Annotated in this window: 14 protein-coding genes; 6 read left to right on the top strand and 8 right to left on the bottom strand. The window is 68.7% G+C overall.

The features are described from left to right. Positions 1-12: 12 nt before the first annotated feature. Positions 13-1842, bottom strand: a complete 1830-nt coding sequence (locus tag OHA10_RS21010) for an ABC transporter ATP-binding protein (protein WP_371400451.1) — start codon at positions 1840-1842, stop codon at positions 13-15. A 189-nt stretch (positions 1843-2031) separates the two neighbouring features. On the opposite strand from OHA10_RS21010, the gene OHA10_RS21005 reads away from it, so the two are divergent. Next, positions 2032-2457, top strand: a complete 426-nt coding sequence (locus OHA10_RS21005) for a MarR family winged helix-turn-helix transcriptional regulator (RefSeq protein WP_371400450.1) — start codon at positions 2032-2034, stop codon at positions 2455-2457. A 13-nt stretch (positions 2458-2470) separates the two neighbouring features. Here OHA10_RS21005 and OHA10_RS21000 read toward each other — a convergent pair whose 3' ends face one another. Together OHA10_RS21000 and OHA10_RS20995 are read right to left on the bottom strand one after the other, a co-directional pair. Continuing rightward, entirely contained in the window at positions 2471-3121 is a 651-nt protein-coding gene (locus OHA10_RS21000) for a response regulator (protein WP_371400449.1), read from the bottom strand. Then, entirely contained in the window at positions 3109-5052 is a 1944-nt protein-coding gene (locus OHA10_RS20995; protein ID WP_371400448.1) for a histidine kinase, read from the bottom strand. The genes OHA10_RS21000 and OHA10_RS20995 overlap by 13 nt, the downstream gene beginning before the upstream one ends. A gap of 151 nt (positions 5053-5203) precedes the next feature. Here OHA10_RS20995 and OHA10_RS20990 point away from each other — a divergent pair, with 151 nt between their 5' ends. Together OHA10_RS20990 and OHA10_RS20985 are read left to right on the top strand one after the other, a co-directional pair. Next, the gene (locus OHA10_RS20990) at positions 5204-5824 is read left to right on the top strand and encodes a hypothetical protein (RefSeq protein WP_371400447.1); all 621 of its coding nucleotides are present in this window, start codon (positions 5204-5206) and stop codon (positions 5822-5824) included. A gap of 2 nt (positions 5825-5826) precedes the next feature. Next, entirely contained in the window at positions 5827-6399 is a 573-nt protein-coding gene (locus OHA10_RS20985) for a hypothetical protein (RefSeq protein WP_371400446.1), read from the top strand. Here the strand turns inward: OHA10_RS20985 and OHA10_RS20980 are convergent. Then, positions 6354-7274, bottom strand: a complete 921-nt coding sequence (locus OHA10_RS20980; RefSeq protein ID WP_371400445.1) for a 2-dehydropantoate 2-reductase — start codon at positions 7272-7274, stop codon at positions 6354-6356. The two genes, OHA10_RS20985 and OHA10_RS20980, sit on opposite strands and share 46 nt — an antisense overlap. A gap of 54 nt (positions 7275-7328) precedes the next feature. Between OHA10_RS20980 and OHA10_RS20975 the strand changes: the two genes are divergently transcribed. Genes OHA10_RS20975 through OHA10_RS20965 form a run of 3 tightly spaced genes read left to right on the top strand, consistent with a single transcriptional unit; the run spans position 7329 to position 9333 of the window. Next, the gene (locus tag OHA10_RS20975) at positions 7329-7856 is read left to right on the top strand and encodes an ABATE domain-containing protein (RefSeq protein WP_371400444.1); all 528 of its coding nucleotides are present in this window, start codon (positions 7329-7331) and stop codon (positions 7854-7856) included. Between the two features lie 53 nt (positions 7857-7909). Further along, positions 7910-8437, top strand: coding sequence for a hypothetical protein (locus tag OHA10_RS20970; RefSeq protein WP_371400443.1), 528 nt, complete (start codon positions 7910-7912; stop codon positions 8435-8437). Further along, positions 8434-9333 carry an alpha/beta hydrolase gene (locus OHA10_RS20965; RefSeq protein ID WP_371400442.1) on the top strand — a complete coding sequence of 300 codons (900 nt, stop codon included), beginning with the start codon at positions 8434-8436 and terminating at the stop codon, positions 9331-9333. Before OHA10_RS20970 ends, OHA10_RS20965 begins: the two co-directional genes overlap by 4 nt. Here the strand turns inward: OHA10_RS20965 and OHA10_RS20960 are convergent. The 4 genes from OHA10_RS20960 to OHA10_RS20945 form a co-directional block, all read right to left on the bottom strand. Further along, positions 9314-10771: a peptide MFS transporter gene (locus tag OHA10_RS20960; RefSeq protein ID WP_371400441.1), complete on the bottom strand. Its 1458-nt coding sequence runs from the start codon at positions 10769-10771 to the stop codon at positions 9314-9316. The genes OHA10_RS20965 and OHA10_RS20960 overlap by 20 nt on opposite strands. 37 nt (positions 10772-10808) lie before the next feature. Then, positions 10809-11537: a hypothetical protein gene (locus OHA10_RS20955; RefSeq protein WP_371400440.1), complete on the bottom strand. Its 729-nt coding sequence runs from the start codon at positions 11535-11537 to the stop codon at positions 10809-10811. Between the two features lie 109 nt (positions 11538-11646). Next, positions 11647-12717 carry a homoserine O-acetyltransferase gene (locus OHA10_RS20950; RefSeq protein ID WP_371400439.1) on the bottom strand — a complete coding sequence of 357 codons (1071 nt, stop codon included), beginning with the start codon at positions 12715-12717 and terminating at the stop codon, positions 11647-11649. Next, positions 12714-14024 carry a bifunctional o-acetylhomoserine/o-acetylserine sulfhydrylase gene (locus OHA10_RS20945; RefSeq protein ID WP_371400438.1) on the bottom strand — a complete coding sequence of 437 codons (1311 nt, stop codon included), beginning with the start codon at positions 14022-14024 and terminating at the stop codon, positions 12714-12716. The genes OHA10_RS20950 and OHA10_RS20945 overlap by 4 nt, the downstream gene beginning before the upstream one ends. Positions 14025-14139 lie beyond the last annotated feature (115 nt).

The following is a 14139-nucleotide window of genomic DNA, read 5'->3' as shown; positions in this document are numbered from 1 at the left end:
GGTCAGCTCGGACTACGCCGCCTTGGCGAACTGGGTGGCGTAGAGGTCGGCGTACAGCCCGCCCTGGGCCAGGAGTTCGTCGTGGGTGCCGCGCTCGCGGATCCGGCCGTCGTCGAGGACCAGGATGACGTCGGCGTTGCGGATCGTCGACAGGCGGTGCGCGATGACGAGCGACGTACGGCCGACCAACGCGTTGGCCAGTGCGGCCTGGACCGCGGCCTCCGACTCGGAGTCGAGGTGGGCGGTCGCCTCGTCGAGGATGACGATCGACGGGGACTTCAGCAGCAGCCGGGCAATCGCGAGGCGCTGACGTTCACCACCGGACAACCGGTAGCCGCGATCGCCGACCACTGTGTCGAGGCCGTCGGGCAGGCTGTTGACGAGGGTCGCGATCTGGGCGCCTTCGAGCGCCTTGTGCAACTGGTCGTCGGTGGCGTCCGGGCGGGCCAGCAACAGGTTCGCGCGGATCGTGTCGTGGTACATGTGCGAGTCCTGCGTGACGACGCCGATCGCGGCGCGGAGCGAGCTCTGCGTGACTTCGCGTACGTCGTGACCGCCGACGAGGACGGCCCCGCCGGTTGCGTCGTACATCCGGGAGACGAGTGAGGACAGCGTCGACTTGCCGGCACCGGACGGGCCGACGACGGCGACCAGCTGGCCGGGCTCGACGGTGAAGGTGACGTCCTTGAGGACCTCTTCGCCGGTCTCGGCGGACAGCGTCGCGACCGACTCGAGCGAGGCGAGCGACACCTCCTCCGCCGACGGGTAGTGGAACGACACGTGGTCGAACTCGATCGACGGCTCGGCGGACGGCGGGAGCTCACGCGCATCCTTGCGATCGGCAACCATTGGCGGGAGGTCGAGGACCTCGAGCACCCGCTCGAAGCTGACCAGCGTGGTCATCACGTCGACCTGGATGTTGGAGAGTGCGGTCAGCGGGCCGTACAGCCGGTTCAGGTACGCCGTCAGGGCAACGACCGTACCGATGCCGAGGGCACCTTCCACGGCGAAGACGCCGCCGACGCCGTACACGAGGGCGACCGCGAGCGCGGCGACCAGGGTGAGCGAGACGCGGAAGATGCTGCCGTACATGGCGGTGGTGACGCCGATGTCGCGGACGCGGGCGGCCTTGCCGGCGAAGTCACGCGACGAGTCCTGGGTGCGGCCGAACACCTTGGCCAGCACCGCGCCGGCGACGTTGAAGCGCTCGGTCATGGTCTGGGCCATCGTGGCGTTCAGCTTGTACGTCTCGGCGGTTGCCTCGCGCAACTTTCCGGCGAGCAGCCGGGCCGGGATGACGAACAGCGGGAGTACGACGAGGGCGAGCAGGGTGATCTGCCACGACATCACGAACATCGCGCCGAGGACGAGGGCGACGCTGAGCAGGTTGCTGACGACGTTCGAGAGCGTCGAGGTGAACGCCTGCTGGGCGCCGAGGACGTCGCCGTTGAGCCGCTGGATCAGGGCCCCGGTCTGCGTCCGGCTGAAGAAGGCGACGGGCAGTTGCTGCACGTGGTCGAAGACGGCGGTGCGGAGGTCGTAGACGAGACCTTCACCGATGCGCGCGGAGAACCAGCGCTCGCCGAGGGTGATCGCGCCGTTCGCGACCGCCAGCATGGCGACGACGAACGCGAGCCAGACGACGACCTGGGCGTGGCCCGGGACGATCCCCTTGTCGATGATCGCCTTGAACAGCAGCGGGGTGGCCGCGCCGGTCGCGGCGTCGAAGGCGACCAGGACCAGGAAGAAGGCGAGGTAGCCGCGGTAGGGGCGGGCAAACCCGAGAATCCGCCGGAGCGTGCCGGCGGAAAGCTTGTGGTGACGAACGGAGGAGTCCTTCATCAGCGAGCGCATCGCACGCCCGCCCCCGGCTCCCCCACCGGGAAGTCCAGAAATCTGCGACATACAGACCCTTTCGGCCGGGAACAGTTATACTGAGGTTAGCTCACTATGAGATAACCTCACAAGATGCCGGTTTGTTCCCACGCGTGCGCGACGGTCCTACGGACCGTCGACTACTAGGCTCTGCTCATGCATGGGCCGGATGATGTCGCCGAGCAGATCGCAGCGTTGCTGGACGGGATCGTCCGGCGGCAGCGGCGCGCTTCGCGGGAGGAGTTCGGCGAGAGCGTCACGCACGGGCAGTTCCGGGTACTGCGGACGCTGGACAACGCGGACCAGCCGCTCCGGCTGAGCGAGCTGGCGGCGCGGCTGGGCATCGTGCCGCGCTCGGCCACTTCCGTCGTGGACGACCTGGAAGCGGCCGGACTACTGGAACGGCAGCCGGACCCGAACGACCGCCGAGCCACCCTGGTGGACCTCACCCCCGACGGACGCCAGATCCTGACCACCCTCCGCGAAAAACGCCGAGACGTCATGGCCACCCAACTGTCCCGCCTCACCCCCACCGACCAGCAAACCCTGATCCAACTCCTCCAACGCCTCGCCGAGGACTGACCGACCCGAGGCCTCACCGACCTGCGTCCGGAGCAGCGGCACCGAGATGGGTCAGCACGGCAAGCACGCGACGATGGCCGTCCTCACTCTCGGGCAGCGCCAACTTGGTGAACAGATGCCGCACGTGCGCCTCGACGGTGCGTTCGCTGAGGTACAGACGTTTGGCGATGCCACTGTTTGTGAGGCCTTCGGCCATCAGCTCGAGTACGCCGCGTTCGCGCCCGGTCAGCGTCCCGAGCGGATCGTGCCGCGCGACCAGACCCGCGACCACGTGCTGATCCAGCGCCGAACCGCCGGCCGCGACCCGCTCGGCAGCGCCGAGGAACTCGGCGACGTCGAGCACGCGATCCTTCAACAGGTAGCCGAATCCGCCGCGCGACACGAGATCCACCACGTGCTGGGTCTCGATGTGTTGGGAAAGGAGCAGTACGCCGAGCTCGGGATGCGCAGCCTTCAGCGCCTGCGCTGCGCGGGCGCCTTCGTCGGTGTGCGTCGGCGGCATCCTGATGTCAGCGACGACAAGATCCGGCTGGTACGTCGCGACCGCCGCGAGCAGACTGTCCGCGTCGCCGAAGGTCGCGACCACCTCGTGGCCGCCGTCGACGAACAGCATCTTGAGCCCTTCGCGCAACAGCACCTGGTCCTCGGCGATCACGACCCGCATGGCAGCTCCGCGACAAGCGTCGTACCCCCGCCGGGCCGGCTCTGGATGTGGAACGTGCCGCCCAGAGCCGCGACCCGATCCGCGAGACCGGTGAGCCCGGTGCCGTGTCGTGGGGCGGCTCCGCCGATGCCGTCATCGACCACGCGGACCACGAGATGCTCGCGGTGGTGGTCGGCGATCAGGTCGACACGGGTTGCGTCGGCATGCTTGACCGCGTTGGTGAGGCCTTCACAGCAAATGAAGTACGCCGCTGCCTCGACCCCGGTGTCGAACCGCCCCTCCGGCATCCGCACCGAAACCGGCAACGGGGCCCGGCGGGCCAACTCCTCACACGCCGGCGCGAGCCCCGAATCCAGCTGTGCCGGCGGAAGCCCTCGCGCCAGCTCCCGCAGTTCCCCGATGGCGACCGTCGCCTCCGCAACCGCACCGTCCAACGTGGTCCTGATGTCTGCGGTTGTCGCTGTTTCCAGTTGGTGCTGGGCATGGCGGAGGGCGAGTCCGATGGAGACGAGGCGTTGCTGGGCGCCGTCGTGCAGGTCTCGCTCGATGCGGCGGCGTTCGGCGTGGGTGGCTGCGATGATGCGGGTGCGGGAGGCTTTGACCTCGACGAGTTGAACGTTGAGCTCGGCGCGGAGACGGGCGATCTCGACCGCGAGCCCGCCGTCCTCGACGACCCGGCGGACCAGGTCGGGGCCGAGCGCGCTCGTTCCGTCGTACCGCACCACCCCTATCGGCTGATCGCCGCGCTCGATCGCGATCCGACGCCGGGTACCGGTGTCTTCACGGGTCGCGCCGGACAGATCGACGTACCGGCGGCTCTCCGGGAGGAACACGAGCAGCTCCAACGCCGGGTCGCCGACGATCTCGCCGAGGACCGCCTGCACATCCTCCGGCGGCCGCCGCTCCGCACGTACGTCGTCGAGGAACGCGGTCATCCGATGCAAGGCGTCGTACCGGGACCGGTTGAAACGCCGGTCGACGACGTCCTGGATCCGCGAGCGTAACGGCTGGAAGAGGAACGCGCAGACAAGCGTCGCGACCGCCACCGTCCACGCCGATCCCCGGCCGAGAAAGGCACCCACGGCAACGGTCAGGACGGCGTACGACGCCAGCAGGAGAGCCGTGAGACTGGCATAGGCGACGGTCCGGCTGATGAAGAGGTCGATGTCGTACAACCGGTACCGAAGGATCGCTGCGCCGGTCGCCAACGGCAATCCGGTCAGCGCTATCGCGGCGATGATTCCCGCTGCCGGGCTGACGTACCAGAGCACGAAGCTGGTCGGCAACGCTATCCCTGCGACCACCGCCGCGAGCACGAACCACTTCAGCTGTTGGCGTTCCAGCCCGGTCGAGCGACGAAAGCGTACGGCGAGCGACGCGACTGCGCCGAGCAGCGAGCCGATGAACAACGGCATACCGATCCCGAGCAGTAACCCGGTCGGGAGCCCGGAGACCGCCCAGGGACTGCGCCCCGAGACGAAGTCGCGACCGCGATCCGGGCTGAGCGACCACGCCGCCATGCTGATCAGTAGGCCGACGGCGCCGGTCCAGGCCAACGCGCGCCAACGCGGGCTCAGGAACCGGCCGGTCGGGAACAGCAGGAAGGTCAGCGCCCAGCCGTAACCGCTCGGCAACCAACTGACCGCCGAGATCGCCTCGCCGACGGGGCCGCCCGGCCACCCCTCCGCGGCCGCGCGGAGACCCCATCCCTGCGCCAGATCGGAGGCGAACGCGTTCAGTAGTCCGAAGCCGCAGAACAACCACCCGATCACGTTCCCCGGCCGCCGCTGCACGATCAGCGCGCCCGCGCCGACCATGGCGAGCGCGAACAGCCCGTACAGGAGCGTGTCGTAGACCGGCTCGAGGCGCCACGACAGGCCGATCGCGGCCATTTCCGCGATCACGCACGTCCCGAACATCACGGCCGGCACCGGCCGACACCCTCGCACGGCACCATCGTGGCAGCGCCGGACCGTCCCGCCAACAGTGCTGGCACGTACTGCGAACGTCGTACTGCCGCCGATGTGCGCGGCGACCGCCCATTCCTACTGTCGAAGGACAATCTTCGAAGGGTGGGGAACCATGAATCGCAATCTGACCATCGCCGGCCTGGTAGGCGCTGCCCTGACCACTGCTGCCGGCATCGCCATCGAGGCTGTCGTGAAGCCGGCGTCCGACGTCTCCGACAAGATGTGGAGCTACCCATGGACCAGTGACAGCCTGATCCCGGCCTCACTCGCGAACGCAGTACTCCATCTGCTCGTCGTCCTCGGCACGGTCGCCTTCCTGCAGGTGATGACGCAGCGGGCCGGTCGCATCGGGGGCGCGCTCGCCACGGCCGGCGCGGTAATCCTGTTCCTCGCCGAGTTCGCCTCGCTCCCGATCGCCGATCAGCGACTGGACGAGACCGGTCCACAGCTGGTCGGTGCGTTCTTCGGGCTCGGTGTCGCGCTCACCGGGATCGGCCTGACGGTAGCCGGCATCGCCGTACTGCGCTCGCCCGACTGGACCGGCTGGCAGCGGTACGCCGCACTTGTGGCCGGCATCTGGTCGCTCGTCATGATCGGCATCAGCGCCACCAGCGCACTCCCTGTCGGGGTGGCGATCTACGGGCTGACACTCTGCGCAGTGTTCGCGGCCGTCCTCACGCGTCACCCACGGTCCGCCACCGAGCCCCGGATCAGCGCCCGGATCGAGCGCTGACGATGCTCTCCCACTGGCAGCTGACCGCAGCAGGCGGTGCATGCGGCCTCGCCTGGGCCTGCGCTCTGCGTGGGTTCATGGCGCAGGTCGCGGGGCCCGAGTCTGCAGTCACCTGGTCCGGCACCTTCGCCTGGATCCTCCTGCCCGGGACAGTGCTCGGTGTCCTACTCGGGTGGTCCGAATACCTGCGACGTACGAACCGAGGGCGGCCGCGGTGGCTGATCTTCTCGCCGCTGCTGCTTGCTGCCGTCCTGCTGCCCGGGCTGGCGAATCCTTCGCAGTTCCTCGCTGACGGGATCGGTGGGGGCGCGCTCGCCGTACCACTGTTCGGTATGGCCGGCGGCTACGCGCTCGCCGGCGCCGGCCGGCGGTGGGCTCGGATCGTGTGTACTGCGATCGCGTTCCTACCGATACCGGGCTGGCTCATCGCGAGCCTCACGCAGGACGCCACGATCGGGCCTCGGGAGGTCTGGGTGGCCATCTACTTCTGGTCACTGCTCGCGGTCCTGTCGTTCGCGTCGGCAATCCCTCATCGGTTGCCAGCGGCAAGCGCTCTGGCGGTGGCGAGATCGTAGAGGAACGTGTTGACCGGGGTTGGGACGCCCGCTTCGTTGCCCAGGCGGACGACGGCGCCGGTCCAGGCTTCGAGTTCGGAGGGGCGGCCGGCGATGAGGTCGCGTTGGAGGGAGGTGGTGCCTTCGGCGGGGAGGTTGTCGATCCAGGCGAGGGTGCCGGGGACGACCTCGTCGGCGAGGTGGATGCCTCGGGCGACGCCGACGTCGCGGATCTCGGTGGTGGCGTCGGTGAGGAGTCGGCGGGTGGCGGGGTGGGTGCGGAGTACGCCGTACCCGGCGCCCGTCGCGGTGCCGAGGCCGCCGCTCGGAACGACCGAGAGGAACTTCGACCACAGCGCGGCCCAGATGTCCTCCGCGACGACCGCCTGCAGTCCGGCGCCGACGAAGGCATCCCGGAGCGAGTCGGTGCGAGAGGACTGCCGGTTGTCCCACTCGGCGAACGTCAGCTTGCCGCTGCCGAGATGCCGGATGATCCCCGGACCGTCGACGTAAGCGATCACCTCGGCCGCACCGGGCAGTACGGCGTCGCGCCCGAACGACTCGGCCACCTGATCCGGCGCCTCCACGCCGTTCTGCACCGTGACGATTGCGGTGTCCGGGCCGACGAGCGGCCGGATCGCGCCGATCGCCTCGGGCAGCTGCCAGGTCTTCACGCTGACCAGAACGAAGTCGACCACCCCGAGCTCGGCCGGCTCACTCGTCGCCTGCACCGGCAACTGGAGATCACCCAAAGGGCTCTTCACCACCAGCCCGTCCGACCTCAGCGCCTCGAGGTGCTTGCCCCGCGCCACGAACCCGACGTCCTGTCCGGCCGCGGCCAGTCGCGCACCGAAGTACCCGCCCACGCCGCCGGCGCCGATGATCCCGATCCTCACGAGCTGCTCCCTTGTTACCGGTTTAACTGGTAACAGCGATGATAGGCTACGGCCATGAACACGCGCTTCACCTGGGTCGGCGGCCGCCCGTCGGTCGACTTCACCGCGACTGTCGGCAAGCGGGAGCAGGCGCCGTTCGAGCGGATGCCGGAGCCGGCGGATCTCGCCCGCTGGGTTCGCGAGGCAGGTCTCACCCTGGACGAGGTGCCGGTCACGCGCCGCGCCTACAGGCAGGCGATCCAGCTCCGGGAGGCGCTCTACCGGCTCTTCACCGGTGCGACGCTTCCCGCCGACCTCGAGGTGGTCAACCAGTGGAGCAGCCGCCCACTCGCCGGCCCACGCCTGACTCCGGATCGTCGAGTCGCCGTCACCCTGACAGACGTCCCGGAGCTGCTCAGCCGGTTGGCCCGGGACGCGGTCGACCTGCTCACTGGGCCGCTCGCCGAGCGGATCCGGACCTGCGCGTCCGACGACTGCTCCCTGCTGTTCGTCGACACGAGCCGCCCCGGCCAACGCCGGTGGTGCTCGATGAACACGTGCGGCGCCCGCGCCAAGATGGCGACGTACCGCGCGACCGATTGAGAACTTCGCGCAATCCACCAGGGCCCAGGCGGTGCGACTGGTTGATTGTCGGCATGCGTACACCGACTACTACGCCGGCGCAGGCGGCCGGAATGATCCGCCGGGACCAAGAACTCCTGCTGAGCCGCGTCGAAGGAAAGAGCGAGGACGAACTGCGCGCGCCGTACGACGTGACCGCCGGCCCGCTCGGCGACTTCTGCGACTCGTTGCACGACCTCGTCGCCCACGTGCTGATGTGGGACGAGATCAACCTCGCCGTACTGCGCGACGCCAAGGCAGGCCGCCTGCACTGGAGCCTCGACCCGCGCTGGGAGACCGCTGAGATCGGGCGAGCCCTCAACCTGGGCGGAGTCGAGGCCGGGCGACGGATCCCATCGGAGCTGATCCTCCACCGGTTCAACAGCGTGGGGACGGCGCTCGTGGCGGAGATCGAGCAGTACGACGAGCAGGCATGGGCCGACCCGTCGACCGGTGCCGGGTTCGACGGCGGGATCGGGGCACTCGCCGAGTACGTGTCGACGACGCCGGACGGATTCCTGTTCGCGCACGCCGCCCGTCATCTGCAGCCGGTCGCCGCATGACCCGCGAGCTGATCGACAGCCCGGAGTACGGGACCGAAACCGACGCCCTGCTGAAGGTCCTCGCCGACCTTCCCGTTCCGGATGTCGACCCGTACCAAGCCCTGCTGCTGGATCGGGAAGATCTGCCGGATCCTGCACTGGCCGGCCACCCCGATCCCCGCGTTTCGTTGGACGACCTGACGATCGACCTACCGGGACGCACGCTGCAAGCGCGGGTATACCGATACTCGATGCAGCCGCGACCGATCGTGCTCTGGCTGCACGGCGGTGGTTTCGTCGGCGGTCACCTGCGCGACATCGAGTACGCGACCTCCGGGATCGCTGCCAACGGCAACGTCACCGTTGTCTCGCTCAACTATCGCCTGGCGCCCGAAAACCCTTATCCAGCAGCACTTCACGACACCTACGAGACACTGCAGTGGATCCGCGAACACACGGCCGAGCTCAACGGCGACGGCCGGATCGTCATCGGCGGCCAAAGTGCGGGAGCAGCCCTTGCCGCGGGCACCTGCCTACTGGCGCGGGACGAAGGCACCCCACTCCCCGACCGCCAGATCCTCTGCTACCCGACCCTGGACCTACATCCGGACGAAGACTGGCACGAGTGGTACTTCACCTCTGACGAGATCCCAGCGACCGCCGTACCACTCCACGCGGAGTCGGTCGCCGGTCTACCGCCAACGCTCGTGCTGGCCGCCGGCCGGGACTCACTGCGACCGGACGCCCTCGCCTACGCCGGTCGCCTCACACAAGCCGGTATTCCAACCAGGCTCGTCGAGTACGCCGACACGATGCACGCGTTCCTCAACTTCCCCGCCGCGCTGTCGGCCGGACGGCATGCGGTCGAGCTGATCGGCGCGGACCTCCGCGCGACGTTCAGCGCACCCCGCGCATGAGCCGCTGGATCGGACGGGCCGCCAGCGCGAGCAGTCCACCCAGTCCCAGCGCGACCCCGCCGATGACGCCGAAGTACGGCGTCTCGTGTTCGGTGCTGTAGAGCTTCGCGAGTACGCCGGACATCGCCGTACCGAGCGCGACCGAGAGGAAGAACAGCGCGACCATCTGGGTACGGAACGCCTCGGGGGCGAGTTTTGTCGACAAGGAGAGACCGACCGGCGAGAGCAGTAGCTCCGCGATCGTGAAGACCAGCAGGATGCCGGTGAGTCCGAGCAGCGGTGCGCTGTTCGGACCGCCGCCGGCCATCGTCAGGAACAGCAGGAACGCGATCCCCATCACCGCCAGCCCGGCGCTGAACTTGATCGGCGTCGACGGCTGCCGCGACCCGAGCTTCGTCCAGATCGCGGCGAACACGCCGGACAGGATGATGATCATCACCGGGTTGATCGACTGCACGAACGACACCGGCATCTCCCAGCCGAAGATGTTCCGGTCCAGGCGCTGGTCGGAGTAGACGGTGACGACGGTGAACTGCTGCTGGTAGAGCGACCAGAACGCCGCGCTCGCGATGAACAACGGGATGAACGCGAGCACCCGGCTCTGTTCGACGTCGGTCAACCGGCCGCTGCCGAGGATGACGACGAAGTACGCGATCGCTGCGAGCGCGCTGATCACCGCGACCGCGAGCGCGTACCGCGACGCGGGCAGGATGCCGGAGATCAGGATCCCGACGACGACCACCAGCGCCACCGCCGCGCCGATGATCATTCGGCGCCTCGCGTCGGGGGTCAGCGGGTTCGGGACGCGCCGGGCCTCGTCGCTCAGGCGGCGACGGCCGGCGCCGTACTGGACCAGGCCGAGGAACATGCCTGCCGCCGCCAGCCCGAAGCCGTAGTGGAAGCCGACGTTCTTCTGTAGCAGGCCGGTCAGCAGCGGCCCGGCAAAGGCGCCGAGGTTGATGCCGAGGTAGAACAGCGAGAAGCCGCCGTCACGGCGATCGTCGTCCTCGCTGTACAGCGTCCCGACCAGCGAGGTGGCGTTCGCCTTCACCCCGCCGCTCCCGGCAGCGATCAGCACCAACCCGACCGCGACGCCGGCCAGGCCGGGGATCGACGCCAGGGCGATATGACCGACCATCACCACGACCGCCGCGTAGAACAGCGTGCGTTCGGGACCGAGCACGCGGTCGGCCAGCCAGGCGCCGAGGATCGTGGAGAGGTAGACGAGACCGCCGTACGCGCCGACGATGCTGGTCGCCGTAGCTTCGTCGATGCCGAGACCGCCGCGTTCGGCACTGTAGTAGAGGTAGATGAGCAGGATGCCCTGCATGCCGTAGAACGAGAAGCGTTCCCACAGCTCTACGCCGAAGAGATTGGCCAGGACGGGCGGCTGGCCGAAGAACGTGCGTTCGGACTGTGCGGTCTCCGGGCTGCTCACGGCAAGACTCTCCTTGCTGATTGGCTCAGGGGGTCGGTCAGTGCTCCGCGCGGTAGGTGAAGTAGCGAGCGGGGTTGCCGGCGGCTCGGGGGTTCGAGGCGAGCCAGGTGGCGAACGAGTCGGGGTGGCGGCGCTCGAGTTCGTCGAGATAAGCACGCCGTACGTCGACCATCGCCTGCCGACGGTCCGCGCCGTACGCCCGCTGGAGCTGGGTGAAGCTCCGCCGCCAGGCCAGGCACAGCTCTTCGTCACTGAGCTCACCGACGCTGCGCACGACGGCGGTGAGGTACTTCGGCATCGGCCAGTCCTCGGCCGGGCGGCCGTCGGTCCGGCCGACCGGCACCAGATTATCCGATGCCTTGGGCAACTTGATCGGCCGGCGCCGCCGTACCTCACGGGGCGGCTGGTCGACCGTCCCGGAGCGGAGCCAGCTGATGACGGGCGGGGAGGCGCCGACGATCAGAAGCATCAGGGCGACCGTCCGGGCGCCGACCGCCGCGGCGTACCCGCAGACCGCGAGGACGAACAGTCCGCCGAGCACGGCCCAGCGTGGGACGAGGTACATCAGGTCGCCGGTCGGCAGGTCGCGGCCCAGTCCGATGCTGAGGCAGACCGCTCCCGCGGTGAACGCGGCGACCAGGAACGCGACCAGGTTCGTCGACGGTGACACGAACACCAGCGACGCAACGACTCCGATTGTGGCCAGCAGTCCCACGGCTGCCCGCCAGATGCGCAAATACCGCAGCTCGACGTCCACCATGTTCATCCCAGTGCCCCATCGCCCGGTCGTCCAACCAGACGTTCTACCTCCCAGTGTTACTCGCCGGTGGCCATCTATGAAGACACCGTGACCAGCAAGACAGTGGGCGTGTCGCTCAGGTGACTCGGCTGCGGGTCAGGGTGCGGGCGATCAGGGCGCCGACCTGGTCGAGTTCGATCAGGAAGCCGTCGTGGCCGTAGGGCGAGGTGATGGTGTGGAGCGGGGCCGCGGCCGGGTGGGCGGCGACCAGGGCCTCGGACTGGGACGGCGGGTAGAGGCGGTCGGAGTCGACGGCAGCCACGACCAGTTGGGACCTGAGGCGGGACAAGGCGGTCGCGAGGTCGCCGCGATCGCGGGTGATGTCGTGGGAGTTCATCGCGCGGGTCAGGACGACGTACGAACCGGGATCGAAGCGGCGGATGAGCTTGTCCGCGTGGTGATCCAGGTAGGACTCGACGGCGTACCGGCCGCCGTACGCCGGATCCTCGCCGGACTGGTGGTTGCGGCCGAAGCGGGCGGCAAGCTCGTACTCCGAGCGGTAGGTGATGTGCGCGATCCGGCGGGCGATGCCGAGGCCGGTCATCGGTGACCGGCCGGTGCCGTAATAGTCGCCGCCCTGCCAGTCCGGGTCGGACGTGATCGCGGCGAGCTGCGGCGCGCACCAAGCGATCTGCTCGGCCGAGGCGGCGCCGGTCGCGGCCAGGACGATCGCCGTACCCACCCGGTCCGGGTAGATCAACGGCCACTCCAGCGCGCGCATCCCGCCCATGGATCCGCCGATCACCGCCGCCCAATGGTCGACGCCCAGCGCATCGGCCAGCGCAGCCTCGGCGGCGACCTGGTCCCGGACGGTGAGCGCGGGGAAGCGGCTCCCCCACGCCCGTCCGTCCGGAGCCGCGGTCGCCGGTCCCGTGGTCCCCTGACAACCACCGAGCACGTTCGCCGCCACGACGTACCAGTCCGCCGGATCGAGGTAGCGGGTCAGCCCGTCCCACCAGCCCGGCGTCGGCTGCCCGGGACCGGCCGGACCGACCACATGCGCGTCGCCGGTCAGCGCATGACAGATGAGTACGGCGTTGTCCCGGGCAGCGTTCGGCCGGCCCCACGTCTCGTAGGCGATCCGGACCGCCGGTAGCGTCGTACCGCTCTCGAGAACCAGGTCGCCGACCGCGGCGAACCGTCTCACTTCGCCGCCGCGAACCCGACCTCGAGATCGGCCAGGATGTCGTCCACGTGCTCGATCCCGACAGCCAGCCGGATCAGTCCGGGCGTCACCCCGGACGCGAGCTGGTCCTCGGCCGACAGCTGACTGTGCGTCGTCGACGCCGGGTGGATGACCAGCGAGCGTACGTCGCCGATGTTCGCCACGTGGCTGTGCAGTTTGAGCGCGTCCACGAACCGTTTGCCCGCATCCACCCCGCCCTTGATCTCGAAGGCCACGACCGCACCCGCGCCGCGCGGCGCGTACTTCTGCGCGAGCTCGTACCACGGCGACGACGGCAGGCTCGCGTATGCGACGCTCTCGACCTCGTCACGCTGCTCGAGCCACTGCGCCACCTTCAGCGCGTTGTCGACGTGCCGCTCGATCCGCAGCGACAGCGTCTCCAGACCCTGCGCGATCAGGAACGCGTTGAACGGCGAGACCGCCGGGCCGAGGTCGCGCAGCCACTGCACGCGAGCCTTGAGGATGTAGGCCAGGTTGCCGAGATCGGAGCCGACGCCGAGATCCCGCGCGTAGGTCAGCCCGTGGTAGCTCGGGTCCGGGTTGTTGAAACCCGGGAATTTCGCGGGATCCGCCGCGTAGTCGAACTTCCCGGAATCCACGATCACGCCCGCGATCGCCGTACCGTGCCCGCCCAGGTACTTCGTTGCCGAGTGCACCACCACGTCCGCGCCGTGCTCGATCGGACGGATCAGGTACGGCGTCGCGACCGTGTTGTCGACGACCAGCGGCACCCCCGCGGCATGCGCGACGTCCGCAACGCCCGCGACGTCGAGGATCTCGCTCTTCGGGTTGGCGATCGTCTCGGCGAAGAACGCCTTTGTGTTCGGACGTACGGCGGCACGCCATGACTCCAGATCGTTGGGGTCCTCGACGAACGACACCTCGATCCCGAGCTTCGGGAACGTGTAGTGGAACAGGTTGTACGTCCCGCCGTACAGGCTCGGGCTGCTGACGATGTGGTCACCGTTCTCCGCGATGTTCAGCAGCGCGAGCGTCTCGGCGGACTGACCGGACGCGAGCAGCAGCGCCGCCGTACCGCCTTCGAGACTGGCGACCCGCTGCTCGACCGCGTCCTGGGTCGGGTTCTGGATCCGGGTGTAGATGTTGCCGAACTCCTGCAGCCCGAACAGGCTCGCGGCGTGATCGGTGCTGTCGAAGGTGTACGACGTGGTCTGGTAGATCGGCAGCGCCCTGGCCTTCGTGGTCAGGTCGGAGGTCTGGCCGGCGTGGATCTGCCTGGTCTCGAACGACCAGCTGGGTTCGGTCATCTTGTCCTTCTCTCGGGGTCACGATCCGTCATGAAAAGGTACTAATTAGATTGACTTACTAGGTTTAATCTCAAGGCCTGGACAGTTCTCCTCTGCAACCGGTTGCACTATCGTG

The organism is Kribbella sp. NBC_00662, from assembly GCF_041430295.1.
Classification (GTDB): Bacteria; Actinomycetota; Actinomycetes; order Propionibacteriales; family Kribbellaceae; genus Kribbella.
This window is presented reverse-complemented; position numbering and strand designations above follow the sequence as displayed.